Source organism: Bacillus sp. FSL H8-0547, from assembly GCA_038002745.1.
GTDB lineage: Bacteria > Bacillota > Bacilli > Bacillales > Bacillaceae > Bacillus_P.
Map to the genome: position 1 here is coordinate 2,126,942 of JBBODD010000001.1, position 19,729 is coordinate 2,146,670.

At 45.0% G+C, this 19,729-nt stretch carries 19 protein-coding genes; 13 read left to right on the forward strand and 6 right to left on the reverse strand.

Annotated elements, in window-relative coordinates; translation table 11 throughout:
- Positions 1–42 precede the first annotated feature (42 nt).
- The 3 genes from MHB63_10515 to selD form a co-directional block, all read right to left on the reverse strand.
- Positions 43–561 (reverse strand): SEC-C metal-binding domain-containing protein, encoded by a 519-nt coding sequence (locus MHB63_10515; protein ID MEK3806964.1) that lies wholly within the window; start codon positions 559–561, stop codon positions 43–45.
- Between the two features lie 289 nt (positions 562–850).
- A complete protein-coding gene (mnmH, locus tag MHB63_10520; protein ID MEK3806965.1) occupies positions 851–1,891 on the reverse strand; it encodes a tRNA 2-selenouridine(34) synthase MnmH in 1,041 nt (346 codons plus the stop codon).
- A gap of 21 nt (positions 1,892–1,912) precedes the next feature.
- Positions 1,913–2,965, reverse strand: coding sequence for a selenide, water dikinase SelD (selD, locus tag MHB63_10525; protein MEK3806966.1), 1,053 nt, complete (start codon positions 2,963–2,965; stop codon positions 1,913–1,915).
- A 130-nt stretch (positions 2,966–3,095) separates the two neighbouring features.
- Here selD and MHB63_10530 point away from each other — a divergent pair, with 130 nt between their 5' ends.
- The gene (locus MHB63_10530) at positions 3,096–4,166 is read left to right on the forward strand and encodes a permease (GenBank protein MEK3806967.1); all 1,071 of its coding nucleotides are present in this window, start codon (positions 3,096–3,098) and stop codon (positions 4,164–4,166) included.
- A 420-nt stretch (positions 4,167–4,586) separates the two neighbouring features.
- Here the strand turns inward: MHB63_10530 and MHB63_10535 are convergent, their stop codons facing one another.
- Both MHB63_10535 and MHB63_10540 read right to left on the reverse strand, forming a co-directional pair.
- Positions 4,587–5,096: an ankyrin repeat domain-containing protein gene (locus tag MHB63_10535; GenBank protein MEK3806968.1), complete on the reverse strand. Its 510-nt coding sequence runs from the start codon at positions 5,094–5,096 to the stop codon at positions 4,587–4,589.
- A 22-nt stretch (positions 5,097–5,118) separates the two neighbouring features.
- The gene (locus MHB63_10540) at positions 5,119–5,517 is read right to left on the reverse strand and encodes an AHH domain-containing protein (GenBank protein ID MEK3806969.1); all 399 of its coding nucleotides are present in this window, start codon (positions 5,515–5,517) and stop codon (positions 5,119–5,121) included.
- Between the two features lie 144 nt (positions 5,518–5,661).
- Here MHB63_10540 and MHB63_10545 point away from each other — a divergent pair, with 144 nt between their 5' ends.
- From MHB63_10545 to MHB63_10555, 3 genes are all read left to right on the forward strand, one after another.
- Entirely contained in the window at positions 5,662–7,965 is a 2,304-nt protein-coding gene (locus tag MHB63_10545; protein MEK3806970.1) for a hypothetical protein, read from the forward strand.
- Positions 7,966–8,277: 312 nt separating this feature from the next.
- On the forward strand, positions 8,278–8,442 hold the full coding sequence (locus MHB63_10550) for a hypothetical protein (protein ID MEK3806971.1): 165 nt from the start codon (positions 8,278–8,280) through the stop codon (positions 8,440–8,442).
- Positions 8,443–8,645: 203 nt separating this feature from the next.
- Positions 8,646–9,878, forward strand: a complete 1,233-nt coding sequence (locus MHB63_10555) for a trypsin-like peptidase domain-containing protein (GenBank protein ID MEK3806972.1) — start codon at positions 8,646–8,648, stop codon at positions 9,876–9,878.
- Between the two features lie 63 nt (positions 9,879–9,941).
- Here MHB63_10555 and MHB63_10560 read toward each other — a convergent pair whose 3' ends face one another.
- Positions 9,942–10,697: a hypothetical protein gene (locus MHB63_10560; protein ID MEK3806973.1), complete on the reverse strand. Its 756-nt coding sequence runs from the start codon at positions 10,695–10,697 to the stop codon at positions 9,942–9,944.
- 318 nt (positions 10,698–11,015) lie between these two features.
- Between MHB63_10560 and MHB63_10565 the strand changes: the two genes are divergently transcribed.
- From MHB63_10565 to MHB63_10605, 9 genes are all read left to right on the forward strand, one after another.
- Positions 11,016–11,504 (forward strand): hypothetical protein, encoded by a 489-nt coding sequence (locus MHB63_10565; protein MEK3806974.1) that lies wholly within the window; start codon positions 11,016–11,018, stop codon positions 11,502–11,504.
- Between the two features lie 298 nt (positions 11,505–11,802).
- On the forward strand, positions 11,803–12,519 hold the full coding sequence (locus MHB63_10570) for an alpha/beta hydrolase-fold protein (protein ID MEK3806975.1): 717 nt from the start codon (positions 11,803–11,805) through the stop codon (positions 12,517–12,519).
- A gap of 4 nt (positions 12,520–12,523) precedes the next feature.
- On the forward strand, positions 12,524–13,825 hold the full coding sequence (locus MHB63_10575; protein ID MEK3806976.1) for an ABC transporter substrate-binding protein: 1,302 nt from the start codon (positions 12,524–12,526) through the stop codon (positions 13,823–13,825).
- 71 nt (positions 13,826–13,896) lie between these two features.
- The gene (locus MHB63_10580) at positions 13,897–14,631 is read left to right on the forward strand and encodes an N-acetylmannosamine-6-phosphate 2-epimerase (protein MEK3806977.1); all 735 of its coding nucleotides are present in this window, start codon (positions 13,897–13,899) and stop codon (positions 14,629–14,631) included.
- Positions 14,585–15,436: a MurR/RpiR family transcriptional regulator gene (locus MHB63_10585; GenBank protein MEK3806978.1), complete on the forward strand. Its 852-nt coding sequence runs from the start codon at positions 14,585–14,587 to the stop codon at positions 15,434–15,436. The genes MHB63_10580 and MHB63_10585 overlap by 47 nt, the downstream gene beginning before the upstream one ends.
- Positions 15,437–15,463: 27 nt before the next feature.
- Positions 15,464–16,354, forward strand: a complete 891-nt coding sequence (locus MHB63_10590; protein ID MEK3806979.1) for an ROK family protein — start codon at positions 15,464–15,466, stop codon at positions 16,352–16,354.
- The gene (locus MHB63_10595) at positions 16,351–17,226 is read left to right on the forward strand and encodes a sugar ABC transporter permease (GenBank protein MEK3806980.1); all 876 of its coding nucleotides are present in this window, start codon (positions 16,351–16,353) and stop codon (positions 17,224–17,226) included. The genes MHB63_10590 and MHB63_10595 overlap by 4 nt, the downstream gene beginning before the upstream one ends.
- Before the next feature lie 4 nt (positions 17,227–17,230).
- Entirely contained in the window at positions 17,231–18,121 is an 891-nt protein-coding gene (locus MHB63_10600; protein MEK3806981.1) for a carbohydrate ABC transporter permease, read from the forward strand.
- A gap of 48 nt (positions 18,122–18,169) precedes the next feature.
- The gene (locus tag MHB63_10605) at positions 18,170–19,663 is read left to right on the forward strand and encodes a DUF4127 family protein (protein ID MEK3806982.1); all 1,494 of its coding nucleotides are present in this window, start codon (positions 18,170–18,172) and stop codon (positions 19,661–19,663) included.
- The last annotated feature ends 66 nt before the right edge of the window (positions 19,664–19,729 follow it).

Genomic DNA, 19,729 nt, shown 5'->3' on the forward strand with positions numbered 1-19,729 from the left:
CAAACCAAAAAGCCGGAGAGAAACTGTTTCTCTCCGGCTTTCTTATTTTATTTCATAAGCTGCTTCATTCCCGCAGCACTTCTTATACTTCTTCCCGCTTCCGCACGGGCAGGGAGCATTGCGGCTGATCTTTTCTGTTGGTTCAGTGGGCTTGGGCGGTGGCGGGGTGAATACCATCTTCTGATTGTTTCTTCTCGTTTCTCTTTTCTCTATGTAGGACTTCCATGATTGCAGTTTCGGGTGGTCTACGCCATTAATTATGCAGTTTGAGTAGATATCATCTTCCAATTCAAGAAGACAATCGTCATATCCTTCTTCCATAAAGCCTGCCACTTTGGGAATGGCCTCGGTTGAGAGCTGGCTGCATAATGCTTCTGCCATCAGTGATTTTGCTGTAAGGTCAGTGGCTTGATCGAATAAGGATAAAAGTTTTTCGACAGCAAGCTTAGATTTAATATTTTTCAGAACCGCAATGGGGGAGTGAAATTCATTTGGATCCAGTGCATAGGGATCGACTTCGGTAAGGAAAAAAAGTTTGGTCATAAAACCGCTTCTTTTCAATTTTCTCCAAGACCCCGGCATGTTCGTCCTGAAGTTCTTTAACTGAAAGGTAATTTAATCTGATTATGTTTGCCAATGGAACAAGGTATGCTGAATGGTTGGGTCCTCGCTTAAAATGTGGGGCTGGATCGTTTTTAGAAAGGCAGTCATATGGCTAATGCTTCTTTGAATGATTTTAGTCTCTAATTATTACGATGATATCAGATGAAAGAGTAATCGTCTTGAAGTGTTAAACTGGCGTAATTTAAAAAGCACCCCACTGTCCCCAGCAAAGTGCTTCAATCAACAATCATTTTCTAACCGGCACCGGCAAAACCTTTACCAATTCCCCAAGCGCTTCCTCAGCATTTTTCACAGAGATTGTGATTCTGTTCTCCTCCGGATACTGCTGGGCGGTATGCTCGTAGCGCGGGTCGTAATAGTATTCAAGCAGCAGCTCAACTGCTTCAGTGTAATCTCCGGTTTGGAGGGAGGTTTCAATCTGCGCTGCGGCCGGGGTGTGGATTCGGGTTTTGATCCGGCTGAAGGCTTTCATGCATTCGTCGTGGTGCTCCCATGGTTTGTAGTCTTCGACGAGGAACCGGGCGCGCTCGGCTCTTGGGATGTCGAGGAACAGCTGGGAGCCCTGTTCTTTCTTTTTGGCGATGAACTCAGGCAGTACAGCCTTCCCGATCCGCTTGCTTTCCGCTTCCAGGACAACGAAAGGAGAGGTTTGGAGCGGAAGGGTGTCCATCATCAAGAGAGAGTCGAAGGTCTTCTGGTTATGGGGCTCAAGCCCGATCTGGCCGAAAATTGAACCCCGGTGGTTTGCCATTCCTTCGAGGTCCAGAACCGGATAGCCCTGCTCCTTCAGCCTGTGAAGCAGCCATGTTTTGCCTGAGCCGGTATAGCCGTTCAGTACATAGGCGTCCGGCAGGAAGTCGATGGTTTCGATTTTGTCGACAACCCAGCGGCGGTAGGCTCTGACGCCTCCGTCGAGCCGGAACGTTTTGAGGCCCATCAGGTCGAGCACTGTCGCAGACGTCCGGCTCCGCATCCCACCTCTCCAGCAGAAGACGGCCTTATGTCCGGGGATTGCGCTGAACGTCTTGATAAATTCCGGCAACTTTGCCGACACGATTTCGAGGCCGCGGTCTTTAGCTGCCTGAACGCCGACCTGTTTATAGATGGTGCCGATCTCGGCACGTTCTTCATCGTTAAAAAGAGGAATGTTCAAGGCGCCTGGGATGGTCGCTTCCCTGTACTCAGACGGGGATCGGACATCCACCGCCGTAATTTTCTTTTCATTTTGCATCTCTAATAACTGGTCAACATGTAAGTCCTGAAACACCGTCATTCCGCCCTTCTCCCGTTAAAGCTTCTCCGAAACTGTGATGTGACCCGGATGATCTGCAGTAACGTCTCCGACTATGGCCGCTTCCACACCTGCATCGAGAAGATCCTTCAGTAAAGCATCTGCTTCGCTGCCTGCCACGGAAATGAGCAGCCCGCCGGACGTCACTGCGTCACACAAAATGTATTGATCAATCTGATCCATGCTCTCCGGGAAGGTTACGTCTCCCTGCAGATGAGCGAAGTTGTTTTTCGTTCCGCCTGGAATAACGCCTTGTTCGGCAAGCTCCCGCACTCTCGGGAGGACAGGGACCGCTTCTTTTGCAATCCGGACGCCCGCTTTGCTCCCTTTTGCCATTTCAGATGTGTGGCCGAGCAGCCCGAAGCCTGTTACATCGGTGCATGCGTGCACGTCATATTGTGCCATCGTTTCGGCTGCTGTTTTATTCAGCGTCGCCATCACTTCGGTGACACGGGCAATTTCTTCCTCTGTGAGCAGATCTCTTTTAATAGAAGAAGTCAGGATGCCGACACCGATCGGCTTCGTTAAGATCAATTTGTCACCTGGTTTTGCGCCAGCATTGGCGCGTACTTTATCAGGATGGACCGTTCCGGTTACCGCCAAACCGAATTTTGGTTCTTTATCCTCGATGGAATGGCCGCCGACTAGCGTTGCACCGGCTTCTTTCAGCTTATCGCCTGCACCGCGTAGGATGTCAGCAAGAATCTGCTTGTCCAGATCTGCGATCGGGAAAGCAACGATATTCAGTGCTGTCAGCGGTTTTCCTCCCATCGCATAAATGTCGCTGATTGCGTTCGCAGCTGCTACCTGGCCGAAGGAATACGGATCGTCAACGATCGGGGTGAAGAAATCAAGCGTCTGAACAATCGCAAGCTCGTCCGTCAGACGGTACACACCGGCATCGTCACTTGTGTCGAGGCCGACAAGCAAATCAGGGTTCGGTACGGCAGGGGGAAGAGTGCGGATAACCTCCTGAAGATCAGCCGGTCCGATTTTGCAGCCGCAGCCGCCTTTCGTTGATAGGGATGTTAATTTTATATTTTGAGTCATTATGACGCCAACCTTTCTATTATCACTCTCTTCATTATAAAATACCTTCCTCAAAAAAGCATGGAAGAGGCATGCACGGCTGCAGCCATGATATAATGTGATCTTGTTCTTATTCTATAAAAAATGGGGAATGAAATTGGCTCAAAGTGCTCTTCAGGAGACCAGTCCGTCCGGCAAAAAAACGGTCTGGCTTGTGATCTTGTTTCTTGTCATCGCTGCTGCAGGTTTATCCTATGTAAAATGGGTGCCATACGTTGAAAAATCATGGATCGCTGCTTCCACCCACTCAATCGGCGACTCGATTCTCGGCAATCCGGAGGCAGGCGCCGCTCCATCGTGGAACAGTGCATGGGAATATGCCACTGTTTATTTTAAAGCGGTCTGGAAAGCGGCCATTCTGGGTATCGTCCTCGGCTCGCTCATTCAAGTGCTGCTGCCGTCCCATTGGCTGCTGCGCGTGCTAGGGAAAACGACGTTCGGCAGCACGGCAGCCGGCGGTCTCGCTTCCCTTCCAGGCATGATGTGCACATGCTGCGCCGCCCCGATGGCGGTAGGTATGCGGAAAAAGAATGTGTCGGCGGGAGCGAGTCTTGCCTTCTGGATCGGCAATCCGGTGCTGAACCCGGCCGTTCTCGTCTTCATGACCTTTGTGCTCTCCTGGAAGTTCACCGTGCTCCGGCTCGTTTTCGGCCTCATACTGACATTCGGCGTCAGCTACCTGGCCAACCGGTTCATGAAAGAGGACACACCGCTTCCGGCTGAAAAGCTCATGAAAGAAGCCGAACAGGCACCAACCGGCTCTTTCCTTTCAAGATGGGGTAAAAGCCTCGGAACGATGCTGCTCTATGTCGTACCGGCCTATGTCCTTTCGGTTCTGCTGCTTGGTGCAGCACGCGTCTGGCTGTTCCCGAATGTCGGGGAAGCTGCGGCAAACAGCATTCTCATCCTGATCTTTTTCGCTGTCGCCGGTATGCTTTTCGTCATCCCGACCGCAGCTGAAATCCCGATCATCCAAACGTTCATGGCAGCAGGCCTCGGAGCCGGCCCGGCCGGAGCGCTCCTCATCACGCTCCCGGCCATCAGCCTCCCGTCCCTGTTGATCGTCGCAGGCTCGTTCCCGAAGAAAGTGCTCGCCTTTGTGGCCGGATCTACCGTTTTGCTAGGGATAGCAGCGGGATTGATAGCGATGATGATTTTGTAAAGATAAAAAACCAATTCTTTTCTGCTTCTTTGGCGGGAGGGGGTTGGTTTTTGTTTGCAGGAAAATAATTTACAATTTTAACAATATCGTACCCATGCATTCTCGGGAATAGGACAAAGATTGCAGCTGCTGTCCGCTTATTTCCATTGTGAGATGAGCAAGTGGAACTGTTCTCTGCTGGCTGGAGACGGCAAGGGGAGTTATATTCATTCGAATGAGGCTATGTATGGGGATTTGTTGGAGTTATAGGGTTAACTTTTTGCTGTATCTTAGGTATGCATGAAAAGAAAACTTGAAAGATAAGAGTATCCTTCAAGTTTCTATTTATTTATATTCAACTGTACCAGTAAATGGAAGTCTGATAGCTCTGTAGCAGAAACATGACTCCAAAATGGAAAACAAGTGTCTTTAAATTTTTAACTATTTGTTTCCCTCCATCTTTTGTTTTAAGTAATCTGCGATTTCTGTTTGGCCAAACTCTCTAGCATATTGATCGGCATTCATATCTTTACTATTTTCTCCGGTATATCTAATGCTAATGTTAATCCCGTTTTCAACTAGAAATTCTGCTATTTCTTTGTGCCCTCCGTAGATTGCCCCGAATAATGGATTTCTTTTAGCTAAGCTTACATCTAATTCCGCACCATTCTCTATTAAATATTTCACTATCTCCAAATGACCGGCTCCAGCGGCAACTCTTAATGGAGATGCATCAAAAATATCTCCTTTAGTATTTACATCAATTCCTTTATTAATAAAGTATTCTACTATTTCTAAATGCCCTTTTTTTGCTGCTACATGTAACCACGTACCGAAGGGAGTCATAGTGTGTAAAGATTCTGGATTATTGTCAATTAAACGCTTAACTTCACTGCTGTCACCCAACTTTATAGCATTTCTTATGCTTTTATTTAAACTTTTGTCATCCATAACCATACCACCTTAATCTTTTTTATCTTGTACTTGCAATATCTCCTAAATCATCGAGAGCTTCTACTATATCGTCAATGTCGCCGCCCATTTCTTCCACAGTTTTTAACCGGTTCACCACTTTTTCTAGAGAATCAAGACTATGCTGGCCTATAACTGAATTAGGTGCCCAAACCAGATTTTCTTTACAGATTATTGGATCTATACCATACCTTTTTAGTATTTCCTGCCCTTCTTGGACAAGTTTTTGTTGAGTCTCACCAAGGCCTTTCTTAAACAAAATATGATGGGTATGATGGGCATGTGGATTAATCATGGAACTAGTGGTAACAGCTACAGATGCGGTAGGAAATGTTAATGGTGTAAGAAATGTAACAGTTACAGGAAATAAATAAATTAACTTGAAAACTTTGTAACTCAAAAAGCACAAGATCTTGTGCTTTTTTGAGTTGCTGGATTAAAAATATATGTCTTGTATGTTTTAATTTTATTCACGAAAGTATATCTAATATGCGGATAATAGTATAAAATACTCATGAATAATTACCTATAGGAGATGAATCTATTGAAACGAATGTTTAAAGGCTTTATTGTTGTTTTTCTACTTTTTACTTACATATTAGGGGTCAAAAGTCCAGAGGTCTCTGCTTCTGGTAATGCTGTATTAATTGATGTTGATAAAACATACACAGGTCAGCTGAAGGATGATAAAAGTAATTATTACAAGTTTACTATACTTAAAGATGGCAATGTTTCATTAGATATTAAAAATAAAGCTGGTGTTCAATGGAAGGTCAGTATTCTTAATGGCGCTGGAGAGATTTTAAATAATGGATATTCAGATTACAGTGGATTAGTAGATGGTTACAAAACAATAGAAGCAGGACTGCCAAAAGGAACCTACTATCTAGAAATTGCTGATGAGTATTATGCCGATCAGCAAAAATATGAATTTAAATTGAATTTTAAAGAGAGTAATTCCTATGAAAAAGAATTTAACAACAGTATTGCATATTCAAATCCAATTGCGCTGAACCAAACATACAATGGAATCATCCAGGGTGAATATGATAACGACTTTTATAAAGTATCTCTTCCTTCAGACGGAAACGTAACCTTATCCGTAAAACAGAAAGCCGGTGTTCGCTGGGAGGCGCACATTCAGAATAAACAGGGGGACGTTTACCAAGTATTTATTACAAACGATAGCGAATTAGTAGAAGGTTTTGCAACAGCAGAAGTTGGTCTTCCAAAAGGAGACTATTACATTAATGTCTCAGAGAATAATAATTCAATAAATGTTCCTTACGAAGTAAGAGTGGGATTTGTTTCTAGCAAAAACTATGAAAAAGAATTTAATGACTCCTTATCTTCTGCTAATCATATGAATTTGAACGAATATTACAAGGGAACATTATCTACAAGCATTGATCGGGATGTATATAAAATTATCCTGCCCTCAGATGGAAACGTCACGTTAAATGTAAAGCAGAAGGCTAACGTTTCTTGGGATGCTCAAATCCTTAACAGTGAGGGATATGTGTATCAGATGGTGCGATCGTCGGGAGATGAACTTGTAGAAGGGGATGCTTCAGTTCAAGTAGGTTTGCCAAAAGGAACTTACTACATAAACATTGAAGACAACTTCAGTTCTGAAGATACTCCATATGAAATCAAAGCAGGTTTTACGGCATCTTCTTATTACGAAAAAGAAAATAATAATACTCTTTCATCTGCAAACTCAATTGTATTAAATCAAATTTATAAAGGTACTCTCGTTGATTCGAGTGATCTGGATGTATTTAAATTTACCGTCCCAGCGGATGGCAATATTGTGCTATCCATGAAGCAAACTCCCCGCACTAAATGGGAGGGAAGTATTAAAAGTGGGAATACAGTAATTGCTGACGAATTGTATACAGATTATGGGGATTTGGCATCGGGATATGCAACCCATCAACTTTATTTGAAAAAAGGTATTTATTATTATGTAATAGAGGACGCTTCTTCAACAGCGGGTAAACCATACGAATTTAAAATCTCCATGAAATCAACTGATCTTAAAACAGAACAAATCAAAGTTACCAATAACACTGGGAAATCAGACACCGTCTCCGTTTCTGGAATAGCTAAAGGGGACATAGTGAAAGTGTACAATGCCTCTTCAAAGGGATCATTACTTGGTCAGGTAACATCTGCAGGAACGTCAGCTACCGTAACCATAAAGCAATTGGGAACTAAATCCGGAAAAGTCTATGTGTCTGTGACAAAGCCGGGAATGTTAGAAAGCAGCCGTACCGCAGCATCTTTTAACGGTGAAATTTCTAGCGCACTAAAAACGTCTCAAATGAAAATAACTAACAATAAGGGAAAGGCAGACATTGTGGCTGTCTCTGGTCTTGCCAAGGGCGATATCGTTAAAGTCTATAATGCTTCTTCAAAAGGTACACTGCTTGGACAGGCTACATCTTCGGGATCAAATGTTTCTGTGTCCATTAAGCAGCTTGGTGTCAAAAAAGGTTATGTGTATGTGACAGTAACGAAATCTGGAATGAGTGAAAGCAGCAGAACAGCCGCCTCTTTCCTGGGAGAAGTTTCTGATGCCCCAAAAGCTTCAAACATTAAAGTTGTGAACAATAAAAACAAAGCAGACACTGTGACGGTCAGCGGAGTATCTAAAGGCAGTGTCATCAAAGTTTACAACGCAGCGTCAAAAGGAACCCACTTAGGTTCAAAGACTTCTACTGGTTCTTCAGCTGTTGTTTCTATTAAGCAGTTAGGTAAAAAAAGCGGCAAGGTTTACGTGAGTGTCACCCAAACAGAGCAGCAGGAAAGCTCAAGAACTGCTGCCTCATTTAAAGCAGAGTAAGAACAAAGAAGCTGTTAGGAAAGTCAATGAAATTTGACTTTCTAGCAGCTCTTTTTAATTTTGTTTCTTTAAGACTGCGATATATATATGTACTTGCCCTCTTTCGGATTAAAAATGTTTTCTTCCAATGGTCGAATGCCCGTTCAAGAAATAGAGAATATAACGAAAAGAAAAATAAAGAATGTTTTACTATATATAGGGATTATTTTTCAAAAAATATGTGTATGCAATTAATGAGAAACCATTTTTTTAAAAATCATTGCTCATTCTGCTGTATTTTCATTTGCTAAGTAAAGGATGTGTCATAGGTATATGTTAGTTAAAAAGGCATTGGAACAGGCCAAGGCAAGCATTGAGCTCGAAGGTAATTACATTACTGCCGAACAAAAAGAATTGGTGGAGAAGGTTATCAGGAAAGAAATTACGGATGCTGAATTTGATAAACGTGTTCTGGAGCTGGTGAAGAAAAAAGGGTGAATATAAAGATGGCAAAAAGACGCTAAATTGTATAAAGGTAAAAGTTGTAAAATCAACTAAGCTCTTATACAATGAAACTAGTAAAATAGTCCTTTTACGGGGGTGGCGGATTGTATTGTCCGAAATGTGGAAGTCCGGTATCGCAGAGGTCTGCGTATTGTACGGGATGCGGAAATAAGAGAAAGCAGAAGGCAGGCAAGGGATTGTGGGCTTTAACCATCACGATGCTGCTCATTTGTGCTGGGGTCATCGGATATTTAGGACTGGAATTAACGGAACAAAAGCCGGTGGAGAAAATGGCGGCAGAAAAAACAATCAGGGAGCAGCCGACTGAATCTCAAGTGAAAAAGGAGCCGGTAAAGAAACCGGAGGCGGTGCCGGCAGCAGCGGAAGTGAAAAAAGCGCCGAAAGAAGTATCGGAGATCATCCAGGATGCACAGCCAAAGGTGTTCACGATTTTCAGTGATTACAGCCAGGGATCCGGCTTTTTGATTAATGGATCAGGTGACATTTTGACAAATGCGCATGTTGTTGAAGGCAGTCTGGATGTCACAGTCCGAAGCAGCCAGGGGGAGGAGCTGACGGGTTCGGTCATTGGCTACAGCAATGAAGTGGATATTGCGGTAATCAGAGTGGCTGAGCTTGCCGGTCAGGAGCCGCTGGAACTGGAGCTTGGAGAACCTTCTAAGTTAGGGGACGAAGTGATTGCGCTTGGAAGCCCAAAGGGTTATGAGAACACGGCGACACTGGGTAATATCAGCGGGGTCGGCCGGACATTCTATATTCCTCCTCATGAATACGAGGGGATATATCAGATTTCAGCTCCTATTGCTCCCGGCAGCAGCGGAGGGCCTCTCCTTGATAAACATACTGAAAAGGCCATTGCGATTAACTCTGCGCGGGATAATCAGGAGGTTAACATCGGGTTCAGCATTCCGCTCTATCAAGTGATGGATCAGGTCACAGAATGGGTCAATCAGCCGATGACGGCAGAGGAAGTGGCAGCACTGTTCTATACAGCGGACGGACTGTATTTTTATCAGGATCTATATGATAACGAGTATTATTTCGACGGCGGTGAATACAGTGAGGAGTATGAGGATTCCAGTACTCCTGAAGATGAATACTACGAAGAGTATGACTCCCAAACACCTGAAGATCCATACTATGATGAGGATTATACGGATGATGAGTACATCGAAGAGTATGAGGATGTCCCCGCAGATGATTACACTGAAGAAATGTGGGATGAGCCGGCTGAAGACATGCCGGCAGCCGAAGACGAGTATATAGAAGAAAATCCTGAATATCCGGATGGGTACTATGAAGAGCAGCCTGCAGAAGATGTACCTGTTGAAGAAAATCCGGAACTTGAAGAACCAGCCGATTCTGAGGAAGAGGTGGCTGACGAAGCTCAGGATGGGGAAGGGTTTTAATAGAAAAGGGGTCAGTCCCGCGTTGCATTAACACGTTAATGCGAAGCGGGACTGACCCTTAAACTATTCTACCGGAATAAACTTAAAGGAATCATTTGCCTCAATCATATACCCTTCAACAATTCCAATTACATACTCTTTTACCCCGAGTCCCTCCATATTGCCTATGATGGTATTGGCGATTAATCCTCCAGTTGAGTCATAGACAACAAAATTACTCCCCTGTCCGACAGCCACCACTTTATAGCGTCCTTCGGGAATGTCCTTTCCTACTGTAAAAAATCCTGCAGGCAAGATCTTTGGAGCATCTTTCTTCTCTTTTATCCCGCCTTCGATGGCTGATAACTCTTTCTTCTTTGATTCAATTTCATTGTTTAACGTTTTTACTTTTCCTTGTGCAGCTTCCAATTCCGTTTGCGATTCTTTTAACTTTGCGTCAATGATAGCCTGTCCATCTTTCACCTGTTGATCGAGCTGGCCTTGAATCGTACTCAGTTTTTCATTTGCTGCTTTTATCTCTTCTTCGATTTTACTTTTTGTTTCTATTAGTGCAATCACTTCGCCGTGCTCTTTTTTCCTGGATTCAAGCTCTTTGTTTATACTGTCAACTTCTTCATTAAACGTTGCTTCTTCTTTTCTGCTCTTTTCTTTAACCTCAATAAGCTCAGCTTCCTTTTGCTCAATCTTTTCTGCCAGCTCGGTGTAAGTAACTTTTTCGTCTTCAATCATGACAGTAAGTTCTTCTTCGCTTCTCGGCAAAGATATACCAGCAGCTGCAAGAATTATTCCAGCCGCTATGCCTATGCCCAGCTTCTTCACTGGCTTTTTCCTAATGAGATTTACAACTAACCAAACAAAACAAGTAAGAAGAGTCAGGAAACCAATAAAAAATAAAAATGCTCCCATCATAACCTCCTAAAGTAATATGGAAAAAAGCATTCACAATTGTCTTTTCAATATTTATGATGCAAAGGTGAATCGTATTCCAGATTAAGGCATTTTTACTTATATCTATCTTAGGTAATAATGGGTATATTCTCATAAGAGTTGTATACTTTTAAGTGAAGAAAAATCAATTTTGAATTTTTGACAGTATGGTAAGGAGACGTATAATGAAAGAAGAATGGAGGTGAAGGAATGAATCAGGAACAAGCAGATCGAATGGAAGAAATGATCTCAACTCTTATCACAATGATGGGAAGCTTTAAGAGCGAGATAAGAAGCGAGATCACTGAAGTAAAAGCAGAATTAACCGGAGTGAAAGCAGAAATACATGAAATGAGAACGGAAATAACCGGAATTAAGACAGAAGTCAAAGAAATGAAAACAGAACTAACTGGAGTAAAGACAGAAATCCAAGAAATGAAAACAGACATAACTGGAGTAAAGAAAGAAATCAAAGAAATGAAAACAGACATAACTGAAATGAAAACTGAAATAGACGGAATAAAAAACTCGCAGCTTTCCGTGCAGGAACAACTCCGACAAATACGCGAGGAAGACAACGAGCGTCACTCAGAGATCATCGCCAGATTCGAAATTTTAGAAGCCAATCAGGAGCATACTTGGGAAAAAACAGTGATGAACGAAAGAGACATCGCCGTGATGAAGAAATTGGCGAAATGATCCCCGCAACCTTATAAATCCTCAAATAAATATTTCTTCTTGAAAAACTTCAAGTCATTTCTATTCAACTATTAAACTTGAGCCAATCAAATGATTGGCTCTTTTCCTTTTCTCAAGAAGCCGTCAGTTTCGCACTGCATTAACACGTAAATGCTAAGTGGACTGAACCTTTTTTTTTGGAGCAATTCTCCACCAAATAAAAAAAATTTGAAGAGAATATTCACACAATTCAGAATAAGTGTTATACTTCTTATCAATAGGCGGCTGTCTATGATTCAGGGGTGAGAGGAAGTTCGATGTGTCTTTTAAACTTCGAGAAATTGATTTTTTCAGTCGATGTCTGCAAAGGGAGATGCGGTTTTATTTGCTTTCGAATCAGGCCTTTGAGCAAAATGAGAGCGTTTACGTTCTGTATGTGCAGGATGGGCTGGATTATCTGGAGATTGGGGAGCTCGAGCAGAAGCTCGGCGGGCTTATGGGGAAGCCGCTGCTGATTGTGCTTGTTCCGCCGGGTGATTCCATGCAAAGGTACGCCTGCTACCATCCGAATGGGGATACTCACGGCGAATATGTGACTTTCTTCCTGGAGGAGCTGCTTCCATTTGTGGCTGATCAAGTGCTTTGCGGTAAGCGTGCGGTGAAGCAGGGGATGCTTGGTGATTCGCTCGGGGGAGCGGTGAGTGTTTCCATTTTTCTTAGGGATCCTAAGATCTGGACGCATTTGCTGCTGCAGTCTGCCGCATTTTCTCCTGTTCATTTGGAGGAGGTAAACGCGCTCGGCAAGCACAGAAATCTCCATGTTCATCAGCTTGTTGGTTTGAAGGAGGATGATTTTGTTACTCCGATCAGCCGTCAGCGCTTATGGATTCTTACGCGCAATCGCCTGATGCGAAAGGCATGGACTGAAAAAGAGGCTCAGTTGTCGTACATAGAAAAAGACGAAGATCACGTATGGACTTTCTGGAAGGATCACTTAGAAGAAGCGTTATTATTTTTTGCCAATCAAGGGGGATGAAAAGGTGAAGAAAAGCTTGCGTTTACTTATTCTTGGATTGACCGTATTTATGCTGATGTTTGCAGCAGCCTGCAGCGACGGCACAGAGAAAGCGAGTTCAGATGATAAGAAATCAGATGGACCGATTGAGATTGAATTCTGGACGATGCAGCTGTCTCCGACATTTGATGACTATATTAACGGCGTCATTGCTGATTTTGAAAAAGAGAATGAAAACATTAAGGTCAAGTGGGTGGATGTTCCGTGGGGAGACATGGAGAAAAAGATTCTTGCATCTGTTGCCTCTAAAACGGCTCCTGATGTAGCAAACCTGAACCCGCAGTTTGCGGCAAAGCTTGCTGAGCTTGATGCGCTCGTCGACATGGATGAGGCGGTTGCGGATGATGTGAAGAGCCAGTATTTTGAAGGCGTATGGAAGTCCAATACGTTTGACGGAAAAACGTTCGGCATTCCGTGGTACCTTTCTTCGCAGGTAACTATGTACAATACGAAGATTTTTGAAGAGGCAGGGCTTGATCCGAATAAGCCGCCTGCAACGTTCGAAGAGCTTGCAGAAGTTTCTAAAACGATTAAAGAAAAGACGGGTAAATATGCGTTCTTCCCTCCGTTTGACGGAAGCCACCTCCTTGAAACGATGGTGATGAAGGGCGTCGATCTGACAAATGAAGAGATGACAGAGGCTGCATTCAATACTCCTGATGGAAAAGCAGCGTTTCAATATTATATGGATTTATACAAAGCGGATCTGATCCCGCGCGAAGTGCTGACAGAAGGCCATGGAAAAGCGATTGATATGTACCAGGCAGGCCAGCTTGCCATTCTTGCGAGCGGTCCGCAGTTCCTGAACACAGTTAAAGAAAATGCGCCGGATGTGCTTGCAGCGACAAAGACGGCTGTATCGATTACCGGTGAAACGAACAAGAAGAACGTAGCGGCTATGAACCTTGTGGTGCCAAAGCAGAGCGAGCATCAGGATGCGGCTGTTGAATTCTCTGTTTTCCTGACGAATGCTGAGAACCAAATTGAGTTTGATAAATTGACTACAATCCTGCCGTCCGTTGAGTCAGCGCTTGAGGACCCTTATTTCACAGAGCTTCCTGAAAATGCGACTCCGATTGATGAGGCACGCATCGTTTCAGCTGAGCAGCTGAAAGAAAGTGAAGTGCTTGTTCCGCCAATAAAGGGCTACGATGAACTGAAAAATGCCATGAATGAAGCGATGCAGGCTGCGATGCTTGGAGAAATGTCCGTTGATGATGCTCTCAAGCAGGCAGAAGATAAATGGAATGAAATTTTAAGTCAATAAGGCAGGGAAGGGGGGAAACTCCCTTCTTTTTTCCACAAACGGGTTCATGTCAAAGTTACGGGGAGCACAGGATGGAGAATCTATTCAGTCAGATAAAGGGAAAGTTGATCGTTTCTTGTCAGGCGCTAAAAGAAGAGCCGCTGCACGGTCCGGCTATAATGGCAAAGATGGCAAAGGCGGCAAAAGAAGGCGGAGCAGCTGCCATCAGGGCCAACAGTAAAGAGGATATTCTAGCGATTAAACAGGAAATCGATTTGCCGGTGATTGGCATTGTCAAACGGGATTATGGGGACAGCGAAATCTACATTACCGCCACAAAGCGGGAAGCGGATGAGCTGATAGCAGCAGGTGTTGAGATGATTGCTCTGGATGCAACGAAGAGAAAACGTCCATCGGGTGAGACACTAGAAGGGCTTGTCTCTTATATCCATCAGCACCATGTGCTTGTCATGGCGGATATTTCTACGCTTGAAGAGGCTCTTTACGCGGATAAAATCGGGTGTGACTGCGTTTCGACGACGCTCTCGGGTTATACCTCCTATTCAAGACAGGAAACGGGTCCTGATTTTACATTAATACAAGAAGCTGCACAAAGCGTGAACGTTCCGGTGATTGCAGAAGGTAGGATCGGAACACCGAAGGATGCGGCAAGGGCTCTTGCAGCCGGCGCCCATGCGGTCGTTGTCGGCTCTGCCATTACAAGGCCGCAGCTGATTACGAAAACTTTTACTGACGGTTTACTGGAAAGAGGAGATCGAATTGACGGAAACATTTACATCAAAAGGGAAGCTAGCTGGTCTCATTAACAGCTATTACCCCTCTTTAACAAAGTCAGAGCAGAAAGTGGCTGTCTATGTTCTTGAACACATGGATCAAATTCTGTATTTCTCGGTAACGGATCTGGCGGATGCGGCTGAGGTCGGCGACACGACGGTTCTCAGGTTCTGCCGGAAAATCGGGACCAAGGGATACCAGGAGTTCAAGCTTGCGATTGCGAAGGATTTGTCCCAGCAGGAGCAGGAAGAAGACAGCGGAGAGCAGCCGAACGGACTGATTACGTCCATTGCGGCTCACACGAAGCAAGTTATCGATGAAACGGTTCAGCTGCTGGATGAAAAAAAGCTGGAGGAAGCACTCGTTCTTTTGTCTGAAGCAAAATCGGTTCATTTTTTCGGAGTCGGCACTTCAGGGCTTACCGCTCAGGATGCTAAAAACCGTTTTTTGAGGATCGGGAGACGGACGGATGCCATTATTGATCCGCACATTCAGGCGATGACGGCAGCGACATTGACTGAAGAAGATCTTGTCATTGGCCTGAGTGTGTCAGGAAGCACGAAGGATACGCTGGAATCGCTGAAAATTGCCAGCGATAACGGAGCGAAAGTGATTGCCGTGACGTATTACGCCCGTTCACCGATTACAAGGCTTGCAGACTGTGTGCTGATTAGCGGAGGGAAGGAATCCCCGCTTGAAGGCGGGTCACTTGGGGCAAAGATTTCCCAGCTTTTTGTGATTGATTTGTTGTGTACAGGGCTTGCATTACGAAACAAATCTGCGTCTCTGCTCATGAAAGAAAAAACGGCACAGGCCGTTGTAAAGAAAATCTACTGACGCATGTTTTCCGGGGGGATGGCAGAGGTGTACGTGATAGGACTGGATATTGGCGGGACGAAAATAAAAGGATGTATAACGGATCAGCGTGGGGTTATGTTAAATCGTTTTGAAACCGTAACACCTGTCGATGAGGGCAGAGAAGGGATCGTGTCTGCTGCTTCGTTCGTCATTGATTCCCTTCTCACAGAAACAGACAAGGTGATTGGAATTGGGATTGGATCAGCCGGCAGAATCAATGAACGGACGGGAGAGGTTGTTTTTGCAACGTCAAACCTCCCAGGGTGGCAGGGAGTCAATCTTAAGAAGGTTTTTGAAGATATGTATAAGCTGCCGGTGTTTGCTGTTAATGATGCAAATGCTGCTCTGTGGGGAGAGGCTTTGCATTATGGGGAGGAAGACTTGGTGATGCTGACCCTTGGCACGGGTGTTGGCGGGGCAAACCGAATACGGGGAACCGTGCTATCTGGTGCTCATCACCAGAGCGGCGAGTGGGGACATGTTGTCCTTGTTCCAAATGGACGTCCGTGCAACTGCGGACGGAGAGGCTGTGCGGAGCAGTACCTGTCAGGAACGGCTCTGAACGCCATGATCAATGAACGCACCGGCTGGAAGCAGGTCCGGGGATCAGCTGTCTTTGATTTGTATGCAGGTGGCGATCAGGAAGTGGTTCCGGTTGTTGAGGAATATATGGAGTATTTGGGGGTTTTTATTGAAAATATTGCTCATGGCATCGATCCAGATGCTGTGATCATTGGCGGAGGAATTATTGAGTCCAAGGAGCACTGGTGGAATCGATTACTGAAACGGGTGGAAGGTGTCAGGGTTATTCCCGCTGTTCTTGGAAACCAGGCGGGAATGATTGGCGCGGCACAGCTTGTTTTCCATTCATTAAAAAGCGGGGTGAGCGGGCGATGAAGCAAGGGAAAATAACACCGTATCTGTTCCTGCTTCCGGGCTGCGTCATTCTTGGAGCATTCATTTTTTATCCGATGCTGCAGGCAATCTGGCTCAGCTTCACCAACTACAACATGGTGACAGAGGCGGAATTTATCGGAACGGAAAATTATCAGAATTTGTTTGAAGATGAGCTGTTTTGGAAGGTGCTCGGGCAGACGCTGCTTTATTTGGTCATAGTGGTTCCCGCACTTGTCATCCTTCCTATTTTTATTGCGATTCTTGTAAACCAGCAGATCAGGGGAATTGCTTTTTTCAGGTCCGCCTATTACATACCTGTTGTTACATCAATGGTCGTTGTCGGGATTACATGGAAATGGGTGTACGCAGATCAGGGTGTGCTGAATTATTTTCTTGAATCACTTGGGATTATCGGAGAACCGGTACACTGGCTTACTTCAACCTCAACCTCAATATTTGCAGTTATGGCGGTAACAGTCTGGAAGGGCCTTGGCTATTATATGGTTATTTATTTGGCGGGACTGCAGGCCATTCCTGGAGATCTCTATGAGGCGGCCGACATCGACGGTGCAAGCAAGTGGAAGCAGATTCTCCATATTACGATTCCGCTGTTAATGCCGTCCATTATGATCGTGACGATTATGTCTTCCATTTCAGCGATGAAGGTGTTTGAAGAGATTTATGTCATGACAGGCGGCGGACCTCTGAACAGTACAAAAACGCTGGTTTTCTATATTTACCAAGAAGCATTTGAGAATTTAAAGATGGGATATGCGAGTGCCGGGGGAGTCATTTTATTCCTGATTACACTTGTCTTTTCAATCTTGAATATCAAGTTCATGAATAAACGCGAAACGGCGATGAGGGGGTGAGGCAATGGAACTTCAGCGAAATCAATCAAGTGCAGTCGGGGTTAAAGTAAACATGAAGAAAAAATGGAATGCGAAAAAGATCGTCCGGCTGACTTTGACGTATGCCCTGCTGATCTTCGTCACTTTCCTGACAGTCGGTCCATTTCTTTGGCTGCTTGCAACATCTTTAAAATCGGGCAGTGAAAATATTTTTGCCTATCCGCCGCAGTTCATTCCGGAAAACCCGACGCTCAGCAATTACACGCAGGTGATGGACACCTTCCCGTTTTGGCGGTATCTGGGGAACAGCGTCATCGTATCGGTGCTGACGGTTCTGCTAAACATTGTGCTGTGCTCACTTGCTGCGTATCCACTTGCCCGGATGAACTTCAGAGGGAAAAACCTTGTTTTCCTGCTGATCATCAGTACGATGATGATTCCGTTTCAACTGCTCATGATTCCGATCTATTTGCTGTCGCTTGATCTTGGACTGCAGAACACGTATGCCGGTCTCGTTCTTCCTCATGCGACAACAGCGTTTGGTATTTTCCTCATGAGGCAGGCCTTTTTGACGATTCCGTATGAGCTGGATGAGTCTGCGAGGATGGACGGAGCGAATGCGTTTCAGATTTGGTGGAAAATCCTTATGCCGCTTGTGAAGCCTTCTGTCGTGACGCTTGCGATCTTTATTTTTGTCATGGCGTGGGGAGATTTTCTGTGGCCGCTGATCATTACAAATGATCAGAACATGTACACACTGCCGCTTGGAGTGAACATGCTTGCAGGAAGCTTTTCAAGCAACTGGAGGCTGATTGCCGCAGGTTCCATCATTTCGATCTTGCCAATTATTCTTTTCTTTGTAGCGATGCAGAAATACTTTATTGACGGTGCCATGAAAGGTGCTGTGAAAGGATAAAAGAAGGGGAGGTGGATGATCATCTCCCTTTTCAAATGAGGTGAGAGTGTGAACTGTAAATTGGCTTTATTGCCTGTTGATGCGCGCCCCGTGACAAGGGATTTGCCTATCCATCTTGCGCAGATTGGTGGATGGGAGATCATTGCGCCGGACAAAGGATCCCTGGGATTTTTGAAAGAGCCGGGGAAGATTGAAGATCACAGGAAGTGGCTGCTTCAGACAGCGGATGAAGTGGGCGGGTTTATTCTTTCTATTGATATGCTGCTATATGGAGGGCTTGTACCTTCGAGGGTCAGTGCTGCTTTGATAGAAGAACTGGCGAAAAAACTGCAACTTTTGAAAGAAATAAAAGTTCGGTATCCAGATAAACCGCTCTATGCGTTTAGCTCCACAATGAGGATTTCCAACAATTATGTGAATGAGGAAGAAAAAGAGTATTGGAATCAGTACGGGGAAGAGCTTTGGACTTATTCGTACCACAGTCACCGCTATGAAAAGACAGGGGATGAAGTGTCAAAAAAGACAGTGGATCAGCTTCGTATTCCCCAGGGAATTTTGTCGGATTATACCGAAACAAGAGAGAGGAATTTCAAAATCAATCTTCAGCTGCTTGATTATGTGGAGGATGAGATTCTCGATTTTCTTGTTTTCCCCCAGGATGATACAGCTGAATATGGCTTTAATATCAGGGAACAGGAAGTGCTTGCAGGTGAAGTGCTGGAGCGCGGGCTATCATCCAGAGTGCTCATATACCCTGGAGCAGATGAGGTGGCCTCAACACTCGCCGCGAGGATGATTTATCAGCTTGAAAACGAAATCCAGCCTCGCTTCTACCCGTTCTACAGCGGTGAGAAGGGTGCACTTCTTCACGCCATGTATGAAGACAGGCCGATCGCGGAGTCTGTAAAAGGCCAGATTTTTGCAGCCGGCAGCCATACGGTTGATTCGGCAGCTGAAGCCGAGATCTTGCTCGCCGTGAATGTTCCGGGAAAAGCGCAGGGAGATCTTGCCCTGCAGAAGCATCTTGGCGGCGTTCATACAGCTGACCGGAACGTGGGTGAGTGGATTGCGCGATTGAAGTACTATCTCCGTACAAAACCGGTTGCTGTCGCGGACCTTGCCTATGCAAATGGAGCAGATCCTGCGATGATGAAGCCGCTTTTGGAAAAAGTCAATCTGCTGGAGCTTTCAGGATTTGGTGCATGGAATACGGCGGGAAACACTCTGGGAACGGTTGTATCACAGGCTTGTCTGCGGCATTTAGCTGTAAAGAAAGGGCTTCATACAGAAAGGAAGCACCAGGAGCAGCTCTTAGCGAGAGCGGCTGAGGATTATCTGTATCAAACGGTTGTGAGGCAGGCCGTGAGAAAGCAGATTGATGAAGAGAATGCGAATCTAGAGGAACTTGTGAAGCTTGTCAGCGCTGAATTTTTAAAGACGGTGGAAAGTTTTAAAGGTGAAACAGGTTTTTATTTTGATGTAGAGGACATTCATTTGCCTTGGAATCGGACGTTTGAGATCGGGTTTACTTTGAGGAGGTGAGCGGGGGGAAGCTGAACGAAAAAGAACAATGGGGATGTTCTTTATCAAAGGTGAGAAGGGGAGAAA

Excerpts from the sequence above, each read along its gene's own strand:
- selD (MEK3806966.1), bottom strand. The coding sequence starts at position 2,965 with ATGACTCAAAATATAAAATTAACATCCCTATCAACGAAAGGCGGCTGC.
- MHB63_10530 (MEK3806967.1), top strand. The coding sequence starts at position 3,096 with ATGAAATTGGCTCAAAGTGCTCTTCAGGAGACCAGTCCGTCCGGCAAA.
- MHB63_10535 (MEK3806968.1), bottom strand. The coding sequence starts at position 5,096 with ATGGATGACAAAAGTTTAAATAAAAGCATAAGAAATGCTATAAAGTTG.
- MHB63_10550 (MEK3806971.1), top strand. The coding sequence starts at position 8,278 with ATGTTAGTTAAAAAGGCATTGGAACAGGCCAAGGCAAGCATTGAGCTC.
- MHB63_10565 (MEK3806974.1), top strand. The coding sequence starts at position 11,016 with ATGAATCAGGAACAAGCAGATCGAATGGAAGAAATGATCTCAACTCTT.
- MHB63_10580 (MEK3806977.1), top strand. The coding sequence starts at position 13,897 with ATGGAGAATCTATTCAGTCAGATAAAGGGAAAGTTGATCGTTTCTTGT.
- MHB63_10595 (MEK3806980.1), top strand. The coding sequence starts at position 16,351 with ATGAAGCAAGGGAAAATAACACCGTATCTGTTCCTGCTTCCGGGCTGC.
- MHB63_10600 (MEK3806981.1), top strand. The coding sequence starts at position 17,231 with ATGGAACTTCAGCGAAATCAATCAAGTGCAGTCGGGGTTAAAGTAAAC.